The following is a 12,941-nucleotide window of genomic DNA, read 5'->3' as shown; positions in this document are numbered from 1 at the left end:
GCCACGAAGGCGCGGTAGACGAATGGATCGATGGGGGTCTTCCCCTGTATTCTTATCCCTTCGTTATGGCGGTCCTTGCTCCTCCTGGAGGACCGCCTCCCGAGCGTTTCTTCCCCGGTTCATGTTCGCGGACGAACCCGGGTGCTCCGCGATCCTCCCTCGACGCCGGCCGGGCGCAGGGGCATGACGTGAGGCAAGGAGGCCCCATGTCCCTTCGCCGCTTCGTCGCCGCGTGCGCGTTCGCCCTGCTTCTTCCGGCCTTCTTCGTCTTGCCCTCATGCAGCGACCCATCCTGCGCGGACGGGGGCGAGGGGTGCCCGTGCGAAAAGGCCACCGACTGCGGCGACTTTCCCTTCTGCACGGGCTGGATGTGCGACGGCACCTGCCACCGCTTCAACGAGCGCGTGGGGTTCCGCTGCCGCATCGAGCCGTGCGCCAGCGGCGAAAAGTGCCCCGGCGTGTGCGACGGCGCGGGCACGTGCATCGGCTGTCTGCAGGACGCGGACTGCCAGGCCGGGCACACGTGCGAGACCGGGAAGGTGTGCTCGCGCTGTGATGATGGGGTGAAGAACGGGGACGAGATCAGCGTCGACTGCGGCGGCTCGTGCCCGCTGTGCCCGGGGACGTGCAACGTGGATGCAGACTGCCCCGGGGGCTACTGCTGGGAGGGTCTCTGCGCTCGGTGCAACGACGGGATCCAGAACGGAGACGAAACCGGCATCGACTGCGGCAAGGCCTACGGGCACTGCCCCGTTTGCTTCGGCCCGTTCTGCAAGACGAACGCCGATTGCGCGAGCGGTGCATGTGAACTCGGCCTCTGCTGCACGAAACCGTGCCCACTCTGTTACAATTGCGGATTCGATACTGGTGAATGCATACCCCGCCCTTACGGAACGTATGATGGCGACAACGCTGTCGATCCAGACGTGATCTGCGCCGGGGACCACGTCTGCGACGGAAACGGGCGCTGCGCGTTGGACTTTGGCCAGCCCTGCACGGAAAACGCTGCCTGCGCTTCCGAGGTTTGCCTCAACGGCTTCTGCACGTAACGAACTGCGCCGGCTCGGTGGCCATCACGGCGGCGGGACCAGATCCGGGACGCAGCAGTAGGTCACGGGCACCTCGGTCAACGGCTCGCCGATGATGTCGCCACCGCTCGGCTGGCAAGCACCAAGGGTGCTCGAGAGGAGTTCGGCTGTTTTCCCGGCAAGCGCGGTGCCGCTGGTCAGATCGACGCACTTGCTCCCCTCGCTCGACGTGAGCACGAGGCTGCCCCGCTCGTTGCCGCATGCATCATCTGCGTACGCCTTGACCCGCACCTCGCAGAAGCCTCCCTCGGGAAGCCCGCAGGAACACGGCGAGCAGAACCGCTTCTCCTCTACATTCTTCCAGCCGTCGTGCCGCTCCGGCCACGCCTCGGGACAGGTTTGGGCGGCCAGGGGCCCATAGGCCACGAGGCAGAGCCGGTAGCCTGGCGGGGTCTTCATGATGCACCGATCGATCCCACCCTCGCAGGCCCCGATCTGCGCGGGCGAGTACTCGATGACCTTCGTTCGCACGGGCAGGGGCAAAGGGTGGCCCTCGGGCGGTATGGCCGGCTCGGCCACGCATGGCGCCACGACAGGCGGCTCTACGCTCAACGAGCGGACACACGGCCCGCCCTCGCACATCGCGCCTCCCGGGATCGGGTTTGCCGCCGTGCAAGATCCGTCCCACCCGATCGGTGCGTCGAAGGGCGTGGTGTAGGGCGAAGGTAGGTCTTGACAAACGGTCGAGTTCGCGCTCCACGAACTCGGCATCGTGCAGCTGACATCTGGCGGCACGCACGAGCAGACCGGGCAAACCGGCTCGGCGAACACGACATCGACCCACGTCACCCAGGCCATGCCGGGCAGCGGAGGAGCCGGCGTGTCCGTCTCCTTGCCCATCCAGACGAACGACGGGGTCTCGCCCCAGCCGCCGCCGCCCGCAGGCACGCACTGCCCGGGGCAGACCAGAGAAGACGCGTCTGGGCCCGCTTCTGGGCCTCCATCATCATCGCCGGCCTCCGCCCCGCCGTCGTCTCCACCATCGTCACCCGCGTCCGGCGGACACGCGTACTTCTTACCAGGCGGCCCGCAGCAAGGGACGACGCGGTCCTCCTCGTCGGTGCACTTCGTGGTGAAGTCGAAGTACTGAGGGTCGCCGCAGCTCGCGAGCCCGACACCGAACAGCGTCCCCAGAAAAACCACGACCGCGACGCCTCGCATGGTAGAGGACGATAGTCCTTGATCCCGGCAACGACAATGCGCCGGTTCCGAGGGACAAACGCACGATGCGCGTCGTCCTCCCGCTCCACCGGACGGCCAGCGGCCTGTTTGTCGCCGCCGTCCTCGGGTTCGTCGCTCCCGCGAGAGGGGAGCCGTCGAAGGTGCCGCCGTGGCGTCTCGAGTACGTGCGTGCCCCTGGGGCCGAGCTCTGCCCCGACAAGAAGGAGCTGCGCCTCTCCGTCGCGTCGCGCATGGGCTACGACCCGTTCAACGACGCGGCGACGCGGACAATCTCGGTGACGGTGGTGAACACGCCGAAGCAGCTCGAGGCGCTCATCGAGGCGCGCGACGAGAAGGGGCAGATCGTCGCGACGCCGAAGGCTTGGGCGCCCTCGTCCCGGTGTGACCACCTCATCGAGAATGCGGCTGTTTTCCTGGTCGACATCGTGGATCCCGGGACCGTCCCGCAGCCGCCCACGGCGGCCCCACCGCCGGCCGCGACGGCGCCGACCGACTTGCCGCCGCCCGCACATCCTGTGGAGCCGCCGCCGGCAGCGCACGCGGCCCATCGTGAAGACCCCCCGCCGCCGCGTCCTTCTCCAGCTCGGTCGCCATGGACTCCGCAGCTCATGGTCTCGATCAGCGCGGGAGTCGCGTTCATGGCTGCGCCGGGGGTCGCCCCGAGCTTCACGCTGGGGGCAGGGCCTCGGTGGTCGCTGTTTTCTGCATCGTTCGAGGGGCGGTACGATCTACCAGGCCGTGACGGAACGCGGGTCGCGTCGCAGCTCGGCGTCGCCCTTCTGCCCTGCGTTCATCCGCGCCTGTACGGGGCCCGCTTGCTGCTCGAGGCCTGCATCTCCGGCCAGATCGCGCACTTCTGGTTGGAAGCCGCCGGGACGAACGAAACCCGGTTCACCGATGTCGCGTTTGGCGTGGGCCTGCGGGGCGGTCTCGAGATGCGGCTTGGCCCGGTGAGGGCGCGGATCGGGGTCGACACGATCCACTACGATCGGGCTGCGATCATTCGGCTGGATGGAACCGAGAGCTGGAAGATGTCATCGGTCACCGTCGTCCTACGCGGCGGCATCGTGGGCGTCTTCGACGTCTTCTGAAAGTTTGTTGGACGCCCGGCCAGGGTTGGCGCGTGTATCTGCGTGTGGGCCGGATTCATCGTGGTGCCTCCCCGCAGCTCCGCGCTTTCATGGTGCTCTACGACAAGCACCACCAGGCGATCGTGCGCCGGATCCGGAAGCTCGGCGTGCGCGCGGCGGACCTGGAGGACATCGTCCAGATGGTCCTCATCAAGGTGTACAAGGGCATTGAAAAGCTCCCGGTCGAGGAGGACGGGGTCGAACCCTGGCTTTTCTGCATCTGTGCGCGGGAGGCCGCGAGCCATTATCGGCTGCGACGCCACTTATACGAGGTGCCGGAGCCGAACGCCGGGGTCCAGGTTGCCGACGAGGCGAGCCTGCATGAGCGCCTCGAGGACGTCGAGCTCGTCGCCGATGTACTCGAGCAGATGAAGCCCGAGCTGGCTAAGATCCTGCTCCTCCACGAGCTCGACGAGAAGACGCTGCCGGAGATCGCCAAGGAGCTTGGGATCTCACGGAACACGGCCCAGGCGCGCCTCGCTGACGCGAAGGAGACCTTCCAGCGCAGGGTGGAGCGGAGCCTCACGCCGAACACGCCTGCGAGGCGGCGCAGGCTGGCGCTGCTGCCGTTCGGGCTGGGGGCCTTGTTCTCCGCGGAGGGCGATGCTGGCACGCCCCCCTCGGGCGAGCGGCTCGTCGCGCTGAGGGCACCGTCTTCTTCTCGCGCATCGCTGGCGCTCCGTCGATCTGCGAGGCCGGTGCTCGAGCGGCTCTTCAAGAACCCGGCCTTCTGGGGCGTGACCGGCACGCTCGGAGGGCTCGTCGGGGGGTTCATCGGTGGGATGTCGGTGCCGAGGGGGACGACGAAACCCGCCCGAGAGGTCCGGCCCATGGTGACCACCGTCGTCATCGAGGTGGAGCGGGCGGGCCGGGAAGCTTCTAGGGACGCGCCGCCGCCCGTGACCCCGAGCGTGTCCGCGTCGGCGTCCGCGCCCGCGTTGGCCGTCCCCGCAACCACCTCGAGCCCGTGGACCTTCTCCGGCGTGCCTCCCGAGCGGAGGGGCATCGAGCACGCTCGGCACGCCTTGCAGCAGGGCAACTTCGCCGAGGCGATCAGCGTGTTGCAGCGGCACGAGCGCGAGTACCCGGACAGCCAGTACATGGCCGTGCGGACGAGGTATCTGGCTGAGGCGCGGCGGGGCATGGACGGCAGCCCTACCCAGCCAGGATCTGGCTCTCTCCCTTGATCAATCTGCGGGCTGACATCGACCGCTAGTTCAAGATCCTCCGGACCTCCTCGTCGGCCTTGTCGCAGCACGTCTTTACCGTGACCTTGCCCTGCTTGAACGCACCGTCGATGGCTACCGTCACAGTCGCTCCCGTACCGTGCTCCGGGCACCGGAAACCCCTGAGCTTCTTCTCAAAATCCTGACGTATTGAGTCTGTTGCCTGACCGCGAACATCCTTCATGATCTCGTCGGCGAGACGATTGGATTGGATCGTACGGCCATTCTTGGTGATCTTCAGCATCTCTACCTCGCGTAAGTCCTCGTCTGTCACGCGTGCCCGTGGAGAACCCTGACGGACGCACGCACGTTGCCCTTGTAGCCACCCAGATCGATTGCCACGTACCACCGGCCGGAATGAGGCGCGCGTAAGTGGAACGGCGATTGTTTCGCGAGCCCTCCGATACAGCGGTGCGACGCTCCCCGCCGATATCGCTGGAAATTTGCGGAGTCGAGAAGCCTGACGTTGGCCTGGCTGCTCAGCGTGACCTCGATGATGTCGTCAGGGCCCGCGTCGAGCTCGTACTTGAGAAAGTCCATCCGGTCTCCAGGGGCGCCCCGGGTTGAACACGCGCACGGGGGCGCACGTGCGCGCCACGGCCGCGAGGCACGGAAGCGCGGCTGGCAGTCCGCGCTTCCGTGCTCGAACAGATCCGATCCGATCAAGAGCATCCGCGCTTACCAGCGAGTGCCCCCGCTTCGCTCGGGAAGTGCTGCTTCCCAGGAGTCGGGTTCTCGGCGGTCGACGTGGCGTGCTCGTGTGATCCAATCTACTTCTGGACCCGTTGTTCGCGACTGATCGCGCGATCCATCAGCCACATCTAGAACCGCTCGTCAAGCATCAATTTCGCCAACCGAACATCGTCAGCATTGCTGACGTCAGCAATACTTGACAGACCCTGGGGTGTTAGGCGATGACCGCAGCGTGCCCACTTCCATCGAACCGTTTTACGCGGAGGTCGGCCGGCGTCTCCATGCGCTGCGCACGGCGGCCGGCATGACGCAGGACGCGCTGGGGGCACGTCTCCAGCCTCCCATGACACGGGCGTCGATCGCCAACATCGAGACGGGAAAGCAGCGGCTCCTCGCCAAGACCCTCGTCGATCTGGCCGAGGCTCTTGGGAAGGACGTCACGGCACTGTTGCCGCAAAAGGCTCCCGTGGCCAAACAGGCTTCCACCCCGATACGCGCCGAGCTGGAAAAGGAGCTCAAGCTCCCGCAAGAGGACTTTGAGCGACTGATGGCGCAGATCGACGACCAGCCGAGGAGGGGACAATGAGAATCGGCTTCGCGAGGTCGCAAGGAGAACAGCTCGCCGCGCGCTTGGGTGGGTCCGCCCCTCCGATCGACGTCAAAAAGGTTGCCGAGCACTTGGGTTTACGAGTGGTGGAGGAGCATCTCGGTGCCGACGTGTCGGGCCTCCTCATAACAGGTCGTGCTCAGCCGTGCATTTGCGTGCAGAAAGACGACTTCCGTCCAAGGAAGCGTTTCACCATTGCGCACGAGATCGGCCACCACTACCTTCGCCACCAATTCGAGGGCGGCGCACATGTACATGTCGACCGTGGGAACTTCATCAGCCAGCGAAGCCTGCGCTCGTCAGAGGGCGTGGATCCGAAGGAGATCGAGGCAAACCAGTTCGCCGCAGGCTTGTTGATGCCTTCCAAGCTTGTACGAGAAGCGGTCGCCAAGATCGGGGGGCCGCTTCATGATCACCACGTCGCGCAGCTCGCGCGTGACTTCGAGGTGAGCGAGCAGGCAATGACCATTCGGTTGACTACGCTCCGGCTCCTGTAGAGCAGCCCCCACGGCCAGCTACGCGACCACGCGCAGGGACCTCCTCGGCATCTCATCCCACGTTCGGCCTTCGAACTCGCGCCCAGCCTTCTTCTTGTTCTTCCCGCTCCACTGCTTTAAAAAAACCCGGCATACCGGCCTGACGGCACTGGTTCCGGATGTCGATGACTCGCGCCAGCTCTATTGCGACTGCGTCGCTGGGCCGATTGATGGCCGACCCGCGCGCCGTTCCCCCGCCATTCGATAAAAGTGGGTCGGTTACTCCAACCCGATCACCGACTGGTACTTCCGCAACGGGAGCCCCAAGATAGTTCCTTCTCGCTCGTCGCCCCGCAACACCATCGACACGATCTGCCCGTTCCCATCGGCAATCGGTGCGCCACTCGCCCCCCTGTAGTACGCATGGCCCTGATGCTCCCGAGCTAACTTGAAACGGTAGAGGCCGCTCGAGTCTAGGCCGACATACTCCATGTAAAGTTCGTATGATGGTTCCCGACGAAGGGCTCCAATGGGCCGATGGTACTCCATCTGACTCGACGCGGCGAACCCATATATGCCGCTCGAGGTGGGTTCGACATCAAGTGCACGGCGATACGACTTGAACGCCCAGGATTGACCTTTGATTCGTTCATCGCTGCGCAATTGCTCTTCGAGCTTGTCAAGCTCCAGCTCGACCCAGGCGAAGTCCACCTCCGTCACATGGGAATCATCATCTGCTCGGATCTCGATTTGCTGCAGATGCCATATCGGCTGGAGCGGGATAGTCAGGACCTCACGGTTTCTCGAGGTCAGGGTTGTTTCCAGGTACCAACCATCTCCGCGCAACCCGTGACCGGCGGACAGCAGAAAATGCCGACTGCCTCGCTCGATCACGAAGCCGCTACAGCCATTGGTGGGCAGCCGCGTCGACGGGTCAAGCCGCACGAGGTTCAACGTGGCACCCAGCATCATATCAATGAATGCGCGCTCGGCTTCTTCGTCTCTTTTCGTCCGGCGTCCCATATCTCCGCTCTCGCTGATCGCGAAGCGCCATCGCTCCATCTCGGTCCAGGATGTCGGATGTCCGACGCTCGTTGGCGCCACGATGGTCTACCTGGCCGTAGGGTTCGTGCAACCGCTAGCCGTGCCGAGATCCGTGCCGAGATCCGGGTCCCCATGGGGGTCCTGGAGGGCTCTCCTGTCCCTCAGCCCGACCACCCCAACCCACGCACAACCCCACGATCTTCCTCAAGAACTCAGCGGAGGAGAAGGGATTCGAACCCCTGGTACCCTTCCGGGTACGGCGGTTTTCAAAACCGCTGCCTTCGACCACTCGGCCACTCCTCCCGAACGGACGCCGAAAATCTTCGGCTTTTTCTGCCTGGTTTGTCAATCCCCTGCCGGTCGGTCCTCCCTCTCCTTCCTCCTTCGCTTCCGTCTTGGTGGCCCTTCCCGACCGGCGTCTGGGCGGGGGGCTCGGGGAGGACTACCACGCCTCGGCCCTCGTCGCACCTCCTCGCCGCGCGCCTGGCGTGCGATGCTCGGCCGTGAGAGGTGCCATGAACACGCCTGCCTTCGTCGTTGATACCTGGATCCAGCATCCTACGGGCCCATTTCTGCGCGATCCCCTCTTTGCCACCCTGCGGCGGTGGATGGGCCTCGCCGAGCATCAGGTGCCGGACGTCATTCCCGACGCGTTCACCCTTGGCGCGCTCGAGGCGGCTTCCGTCTCGGTCGCGCTCGTGTCGGCCTGGTGGGGGCCTTCGGGCGCCATGCTCGACAACGATTTTGTCGCCGCGTTCGTCGGTCGGTATCCGGATCGGCTCGTGGGTGTCGCGTCCGTCGACCTCGCTCGGCCCATGGATGCCGTGCGCGAGCTCCGGCGCGCCGTCCGCTCCCTCGGCATGCGCGCCCTTCGCGTCCTGCCCTGGCTCTGGGGCTTGCCCCCGAATGACAGGCGGTATTACCCCCTCTATGCCGAGTGCATCGAGCTCGATGTGCCCTTTTGCCTCCAGGTCGGCCACGCCGGGCCGCTCCGGCCCAGCGAGCCTGGAAGGCCCATTCCTTATCTCGACGAGGTCGCCTGCGATTTCCCCGAGCTCCGCATCGTCGGCGGGCACGTCGGTTACCCCTGGACGAACGAGATGATCGCCCTCGCCACCAAGTACCCGAACGTCTACATCGACACCTCGGCGTACAAGCCGAGCCGCTATCCCCCCGAGCTCGTCTCGTTCATGCGCGGGCACGGCCGGCGCAAGGTGCTCTTCGGGAGCAACTGGCCCATGCTCTCACCCGTGGATTGCCTTGACAAACTAGATACCCTCGGGCTCGACGACGAGGCGCGCGCCGACTTTCTCGGCGAGAACGCGCGGCGGGTGTTCAATCTACGTTAACGCAGCCATTCGCGGGTGAAGTAACGGTCCCAGCTATCGGCCAGGATCGCGACCACCGGGCCCTGCAGATCGCCGCTCGCCGCCACCCGCAGCGCCGCGACCACGGCCGCGCCCGAGGAGGCGCCCACGAAGAGGCCCTCCTCGCGGATCAATCGTCGCGTCATGAGGAACGCGTCCTCGTCGCTCACCGTGATCGCCTCGTCGATCACCGTCCGATCGAGCAGCTCCGGGGGCCGGCTCGCGCCGATGCCCTCCATCCGGTAGGGTTCGTCCGGGCCGATCTCGCCCGTCTCCGCCCAATGCGCGAGGACCGAGCCGCGCGGGTCGGCGAGGACGACCCTCACCCCGGGCGCGAGGCGCTTCAAATATCGGCCGACGCCCGTGATCGTGCCGCCCGTGCCCGCGCCGGCCACGAATGCGCCGATCTTGCGGCCCATCGACACCAGGATCTCCGGGCCCGTCGTCTCCTCGTGCGCCCGGACGTTCGCCGGGTTCCGGAACTGGTCGGTCAAGAACCAGCCCTCGGTCTTCGCCAGCCGCTCGGCCACGTTCCGGAAATTATCGGGGCTGTCCGGCGGGTCGTTCGGCGTGATGAAGAGCCGCGCCCCGAGCGAGGAGAGCGCGGCGCGTTTGTCGAGGCTCATCTTCTCGGGCATCACGCAGACGAGCTCGTAGCCCCGCACGGCCGCCATGAGGGCGAGGCCCATGCCCGTGTTGCCCGCCGTGGCCTCGACGAGCGTCGCGCCGGGCTTGAGGCTGCCGCGCTTCTCGGCGTCCTCCACGATCGCCCGCGCGATGCGGTCCTTGATGCTGCCGCCGGGGTTCAGGTGCTCGCATTTGACGTACACCGGCACGGGCAGGCCCTTGCCGATACGCCTGAGCGGCACGATGGGGGTATGGCCAATCTCGTCGAGGATCGTCCGCGTCTTCGTCATCGTCCCGCGCGGGTGCTGCCCGCCTCGCCGTTCGGTGGTGCGGCCTGCCAAACCTCCCCCAACCACGCGAGTGCATCGGCGCAGCCCCCTCGCGCCCGCGGCTTTCCCCCATTCCTCTCGTACGGGCCCGCGACGAACGTGATGTCCCGGCCGCGCGCGTCCCACGCGGCGGGGCCGAGGGTGTCACGCTCGCGGCAACCCTTGCCATATTTACGCTCGAACAGCGCCGCGACCTCGGCCGCGTCCGCCACGGTATCCATGCGGAGCCGGAAGGCCACGGCGAAGAGCCGCTTCTCCCCCTCCTCGCGCGCGGCCACCACGAATCGATCCCCGCCCCAGCCAGCCGCGCCGCGTTGTGCCTCCGCGCGGCTGCCGACGTCCTCGAGCAGGATCCGCAGCCCCTGCTCGCCCACCACGTCGTCGACGAGCGGCTTGTACCCCTGCCGCCCGAGCGCGCCGAGCACCGGCGGCGCCACGTCCTCCGCGGGCTCACGCGCGAGGAGTTTGTCCACGTGTAACAATTGCTCCGTCGTCTCCGGCATCGCCCGCCAGACCTCGTCGACCGCGGCCCAGTCGCCGCGGCGGCGCAGGGCCTGGATGAAGGCGAAGCCGTCGATGTAAGGCGCGACGAGCGAGGCGGTGATGGCGCGCGGGGTCTTCTGGCCGACGTCGCTCATCGCCGTGGCGGCGACGAACGCGAGCCGCACCGCGTCCTCGGTCATCTTGAAGGCCGAGCCGAGCGTGACGTCGAGCATCGCGCTCGTCGCGTCTCCCTCGATCACCGAATGCACGGCCGAGAGGCGATCCCCCTTGCCCGGCGCGTAATCGACCATCGGGGCGAGCGGGAACGTCTGATCGGCGAGGGCGTGGGCGAGCTCGTGGGCGAGCGTCTCGGCGGCCTCGGCTTCGTCGAGGTCGTCGGCGAGGTACATCGCGCCGTCGTCGGGATCGTAAAACCCCGCGACGCGCCCGCCGAGCAGGGCGAAGGCGCCGGCGACGAAATCGTAATCGGAGGGGACGAGGTCGAGCGCGGCGAGAAACTCGCCCTGCGCGACGAGCGCGTCCTTTGGCGTGTCCTCCTCGACCGTCTCGCGAATGCGGCGCAGCATCGTGTCGCGATCGAGGACCTTGCCCGGCACGGCCCGCTTGATCGGCAGGCCTCTCGCGCGCGCGACCCGCTCGAGCATCACCTGCACCGCCGCCGAGCTCTCGGCGTCGGGCGGGCCCTGGCTCTCCTCGTCCAGGTTGATCTCGCGCGGCGGACTCGGGGGCGGCTGACTCGAACGCGCGGGTTCTGGCGCGCGGGAAGGCGCAGGCGAGGGGCCGCAGCCACAGGCGAGCGCGAGGGCAAAAGCGCCGAGCAGAGCGCGCTTCACGCCGCGGCTCCTGCGCCCTTTTCCGCGTCCTCGCGCAGCGCGCGGATGGCCGCGGCGTAACGCGCGACGCGCTCGTCGAACGAGAGCTCCCCGGCGCCTGCGGCCGCGTTGAAGACGGCCGAGCCGGCGACGAGCACCCGCGCGCCTGCGCGGACGACCTCACGCGCGGTGCCGACCGCGACGCCGCCGTCGATCTCGAGGTCCACGGCGAGGCCCTCCTCGTCGATCACGCGGCGCAGCGCTTCGAGCTTGGGCAAGGCGCTCGGGATGAACTTCTGTCCGCCGAAGCCGGGGTTCACGCTCATGACGAGCACGAAGTCGCAGTCGGGCAGCACGTAGCGGATCGCCTCCTCCGACGTGCCCGGGTTGAGCACGACGCCGGCCTTCTTCCCGAGGGCGCGGATCTGCTGGAGGGTGCGGTGCAGGTGCGGCGAGGCCTCCACGTGCACGCTGATGAGGTCGGCACCGGCTTTCGCGAAATCCGCGACGTACTTCTCGGGCTCGACGATCATGAGGTGCACGTCGATCGGCAGCGTCGTGGCGGCGCGGACCGCTTGCACGACGAGCGGGCCGATCGTGATGTTTGGCACGAACCGCCCGTCCATGACGTCGACGTGGATCCAGTCGGCGCCGGCGGCCGCGACGGCGCGGACCTCCTCGGCGAGGCGACCGAAATCTGCGGAAAGTATCGAGGGTGCGATGCGGATCGCGCCGAGGCTCACGGTGCTACGGCTAGCATGTTTTTGATGTGGGGTCCCCGGGTCGAGTGCGGCTAGGCTGGGGGTGCCCGAGCCGGGCTCATGAAGGAGGCGCCGTGGAGCTGACGACGAGACCTCTCAAGAAGTCCGACTACGACGAGATCGTACGCGTGATCGACCGCTGGTGGGGCGGCCCCACGAGCGCGCTCGCGCACCCGATCTTCTTCTACGAGCTCGGCAAGCTCGCGCGGGTGGTGGAGCACGACGATCAGCTCGTGGGCTTCCTGTTCGGGTTCATCGCGCCCGACGGGCCGGTCGGGTACGTGCACATCGTCGGCATCCATCCGGACTACCGGCGCCGCGGCGTCGCGCGCCTGCTCTACACCGCGTTCGAGGCCGACTGCCAAGCGACGGGTTGCCGCATGATGAAGGCGATCACCACGCTCGGAAACGAGGGCTCGGTGCGCTTCCACGACGCCCTCGGCTGGACGAAGGCCCAGGTCGAGGACTACGCCGGCCCGGGCAGACAGCGGATCGTGTTCACGAAGGAGCTCACCGCTCGTTGATCTTTCGCCAGACCGCGTCATCGTGAGCACGACCTAGGGCGTATGTCTCTGAATCTCGGCTTCCAGGGTACCGAACGGTTGCGGGAGATCGGCCTCTTCGGCGGGCTCGGCGACGAGGTCTTGAACGACCTCTCGGGCTCGCTCGGGATGATCGAGCTCACGCCTGGATCGGTGGTGTTCCGCGAGGGCGACAGCGGTCGCGAGATGTTCGTCTTGCTCGACGGCGAGATGGAGGTCTTGAAGCACTCGAAGCGCAAGCACGACACACGCGTGGCCGTGCTCGGGCCCGGCGACTGGTTCGGCGAGATGTCGATCCTCGACGTGCTGCCGCGCTCGGCGACGGTGCGCGCCGTGGCGCCTTCGAGGCTCTTGCGGATCACCGCGCACGACCTCGACTCGCTCTACCGGCGCGACCTGCGCGCCTACTCGCTGCTCGTGCTCAACATCGCGCGCGAGATGTCGCGTCGCCTGCGGGTCTGCGACAACCTGCTCGCCGAGCTCGTGGCGAACGTGATCGACGAGTACACGCGGCCAAACCGGAGCTGACTCCCGCGCGGGAGCCAGCTCCTTC

Annotated in this window: 15 protein-coding genes and 1 tRNA gene; 8 read left to right on the top strand and 8 right to left on the bottom strand. The window is 67.1% G+C overall.

All coding sequences use genetic code 11. The features are described 5' to 3' along the window. The first annotated feature begins 206 nt into the window (after positions 1–206). On the top strand, positions 207–1,049 hold the full coding sequence (locus GF068_RS22330; protein WP_153821461.1) for a hypothetical protein: 843 nt from the start codon (positions 207–209) through the stop codon (positions 1,047–1,049). Between the two features lie 24 nt (positions 1,050–1,073). Here GF068_RS22330 and GF068_RS22325 read toward each other — a convergent pair whose 3' ends face one another. Then, the gene (locus GF068_RS22325) at positions 1,074–2,249 is read right to left on the bottom strand and encodes a hypothetical protein (RefSeq protein ID WP_153821460.1); all 1,176 of its coding nucleotides are present in this window, start codon (positions 2,247–2,249) and stop codon (positions 1,074–1,076) included. A gap of 65 nt (positions 2,250–2,314) precedes the next feature. Here GF068_RS22325 and GF068_RS22320 point away from each other — a divergent pair, with 65 nt between their 5' ends. Further along, positions 2,315–3,361: a hypothetical protein gene (locus GF068_RS22320; protein WP_153821459.1), complete on the top strand. Its 1,047-nt coding sequence runs from the start codon at positions 2,315–2,317 to the stop codon at positions 3,359–3,361. A gap of 89 nt (positions 3,362–3,450) precedes the next feature. Further along, positions 3,451–4,587 carry an RNA polymerase sigma factor gene (locus GF068_RS22315; RefSeq protein WP_153821458.1) on the top strand — a complete coding sequence of 379 codons (1,137 nt, stop codon included), beginning with the start codon at positions 3,451–3,453 and terminating at the stop codon, positions 4,585–4,587. Positions 4,588–4,612: 25 nt separating this feature from the next. On the opposite strand, the gene GF068_RS22310 is transcribed toward GF068_RS22315, so the two are convergent. Both GF068_RS22310 and GF068_RS22305 read right to left on the bottom strand, forming a co-directional pair. Further along, positions 4,613–4,870 carry a hypothetical protein gene (locus GF068_RS22310; RefSeq protein ID WP_153821457.1) on the bottom strand — a complete coding sequence of 86 codons (258 nt, stop codon included), beginning with the start codon at positions 4,868–4,870 and terminating at the stop codon, positions 4,613–4,615. Between the two features lie 26 nt (positions 4,871–4,896). Further along, entirely contained in the window at positions 4,897–5,166 is a 270-nt protein-coding gene (locus GF068_RS22305; protein WP_170319610.1) for a DUF1883 domain-containing protein, read from the bottom strand. Positions 5,167–5,551: 385 nt separating this feature from the next. On the opposite strand from GF068_RS22305, the gene GF068_RS22300 reads away from it, so the two are divergent. Further along, positions 5,552–5,905: a helix-turn-helix domain-containing protein gene (locus GF068_RS22300; RefSeq protein ID WP_153821455.1), complete on the top strand. Its 354-nt coding sequence runs from the start codon at positions 5,552–5,554 to the stop codon at positions 5,903–5,905. Beyond that, positions 5,902–6,423 carry an ImmA/IrrE family metallo-endopeptidase gene (locus tag GF068_RS22295; RefSeq protein WP_153821454.1) on the top strand — a complete coding sequence of 174 codons (522 nt, stop codon included), beginning with the start codon at positions 5,902–5,904 and terminating at the stop codon, positions 6,421–6,423. Before GF068_RS22300 ends, GF068_RS22295 begins: the two co-directional genes overlap by 4 nt. Positions 6,424–6,681: 258 nt before the next feature. Here GF068_RS22295 and GF068_RS22290 read toward each other — a convergent pair whose 3' ends face one another. Continuing rightward, positions 6,682–7,464, bottom strand: coding sequence for a hypothetical protein (locus GF068_RS22290; RefSeq protein ID WP_153821453.1), 783 nt, complete (start codon positions 7,462–7,464; stop codon positions 6,682–6,684). Between the two features lie 198 nt (positions 7,465–7,662). After that, positions 7,663–7,749: transfer RNA gene (locus GF068_RS22285), tRNA-Ser, on the bottom strand. A 212-nt stretch (positions 7,750–7,961) separates the two neighbouring features. Here GF068_RS22285 and GF068_RS22280 point away from each other — a divergent pair. After that, positions 7,962–8,795, top strand: a complete 834-nt coding sequence (locus GF068_RS22280) for an amidohydrolase family protein (RefSeq protein ID WP_153821452.1) — start codon at positions 7,962–7,964, stop codon at positions 8,793–8,795. Here GF068_RS22280 and GF068_RS22275 read toward each other — a convergent pair. The 3 genes from GF068_RS22275 to rpe are packed head-to-tail and all read right to left on the bottom strand — an operon-like array spanning position 8,792 to position 11,828. Then, positions 8,792–9,730, bottom strand: a complete 939-nt coding sequence (locus tag GF068_RS22275; protein WP_153821451.1) for a PLP-dependent cysteine synthase family protein — start codon at positions 9,728–9,730, stop codon at positions 8,792–8,794. The genes GF068_RS22280 and GF068_RS22275 overlap by 4 nt on opposite strands. Then, positions 9,727–11,106 (bottom strand): hypothetical protein, encoded by a 1,380-nt coding sequence (locus tag GF068_RS22270; RefSeq protein ID WP_153821450.1) that lies wholly within the window; start codon positions 11,104–11,106, stop codon positions 9,727–9,729. The genes GF068_RS22275 and GF068_RS22270 overlap by 4 nt, the downstream gene beginning before the upstream one ends. Further along, a complete protein-coding gene (gene rpe / locus GF068_RS22265; protein ID WP_338046512.1) occupies positions 11,103–11,828 on the bottom strand; it encodes a ribulose-phosphate 3-epimerase in 726 nt (241 codons plus the stop codon). Before rpe ends, GF068_RS22270 begins: the two co-directional genes overlap by 4 nt. Positions 11,829–11,920: 92 nt before the next feature. Between rpe and GF068_RS22260 the strand changes: the two genes are divergently transcribed. Together GF068_RS22260 and GF068_RS22255 are read left to right on the top strand one after the other, a co-directional pair. Then, complete coding sequence (locus tag GF068_RS22260) at positions 11,921–12,370, top strand: GNAT family N-acetyltransferase (RefSeq protein WP_338046511.1); 450 nt, start codon at positions 11,921–11,923, stop codon at positions 12,368–12,370. Between the two features lie 42 nt (positions 12,371–12,412). Beyond that, positions 12,413–12,916, top strand: coding sequence for a cyclic nucleotide-binding domain-containing protein (locus tag GF068_RS22255; protein ID WP_153821449.1), 504 nt, complete (start codon positions 12,413–12,415; stop codon positions 12,914–12,916). Positions 12,917–12,941 lie beyond the last annotated feature (25 nt).

Origin of the sequence: Polyangium spumosum (genome assembly GCF_009649845.1) — a bacterium.
In the GTDB taxonomy this organism is placed as follows: Bacteria; Myxococcota_A; Polyangia; order Polyangiales; family Polyangiaceae; genus Polyangium; species Polyangium spumosum.
The sequence above is the reverse complement of the archived record's forward strand: the minus strand, read 5'-3'. Positions and strand labels throughout refer to the sequence as shown.

Excerpts from the sequence above, each read along its gene's own strand:
- GF068_RS22310 (WP_153821457.1), bottom strand. The coding sequence starts at position 4,870 with ATGCTGAAGATCACCAAGAATGGCCGTACGATCCAATCCAATCGTCTC.
- GF068_RS22255 (WP_153821449.1), top strand. The coding sequence starts at position 12,413 with ATGTCTCTGAATCTCGGCTTCCAGGGTACCGAACGGTTGCGGGAGATC.
- GF068_RS22290 (WP_153821453.1), bottom strand. The coding sequence starts at position 7,464 with ATGGAGCGATGGCGCTTCGCGATCAGCGAGAGCGGAGATATGGGACGC.
- GF068_RS22320 (WP_153821459.1), top strand. The coding sequence starts at position 2,315 with ATGCGCGTCGTCCTCCCGCTCCACCGGACGGCCAGCGGCCTGTTTGTC.
- GF068_RS22280 (WP_153821452.1), top strand. The coding sequence starts at position 7,962 with ATGAACACGCCTGCCTTCGTCGTTGATACCTGGATCCAGCATCCTACG.
- GF068_RS22325 (WP_153821460.1), bottom strand. The coding sequence starts at position 2,249 with ATGCGAGGCGTCGCGGTCGTGGTTTTTCTGGGGACGCTGTTCGGTGTC.
- GF068_RS22315 (WP_153821458.1), top strand. The coding sequence starts at position 3,451 with ATGGTGCTCTACGACAAGCACCACCAGGCGATCGTGCGCCGGATCCGG.
- GF068_RS22295 (WP_153821454.1), top strand. The coding sequence starts at position 5,902 with ATGAGAATCGGCTTCGCGAGGTCGCAAGGAGAACAGCTCGCCGCGCGC.
- GF068_RS22330 (WP_153821461.1), top strand. The coding sequence starts at position 207 with ATGTCCCTTCGCCGCTTCGTCGCCGCGTGCGCGTTCGCCCTGCTTCTT.
- GF068_RS22275 (WP_153821451.1), bottom strand. The coding sequence starts at position 9,730 with ATGACGAAGACGCGGACGATCCTCGACGAGATTGGCCATACCCCCATC.
- GF068_RS22305 (WP_170319610.1), bottom strand. The coding sequence starts at position 5,166 with ATGGACTTTCTCAAGTACGAGCTCGACGCGGGCCCTGACGACATCATC.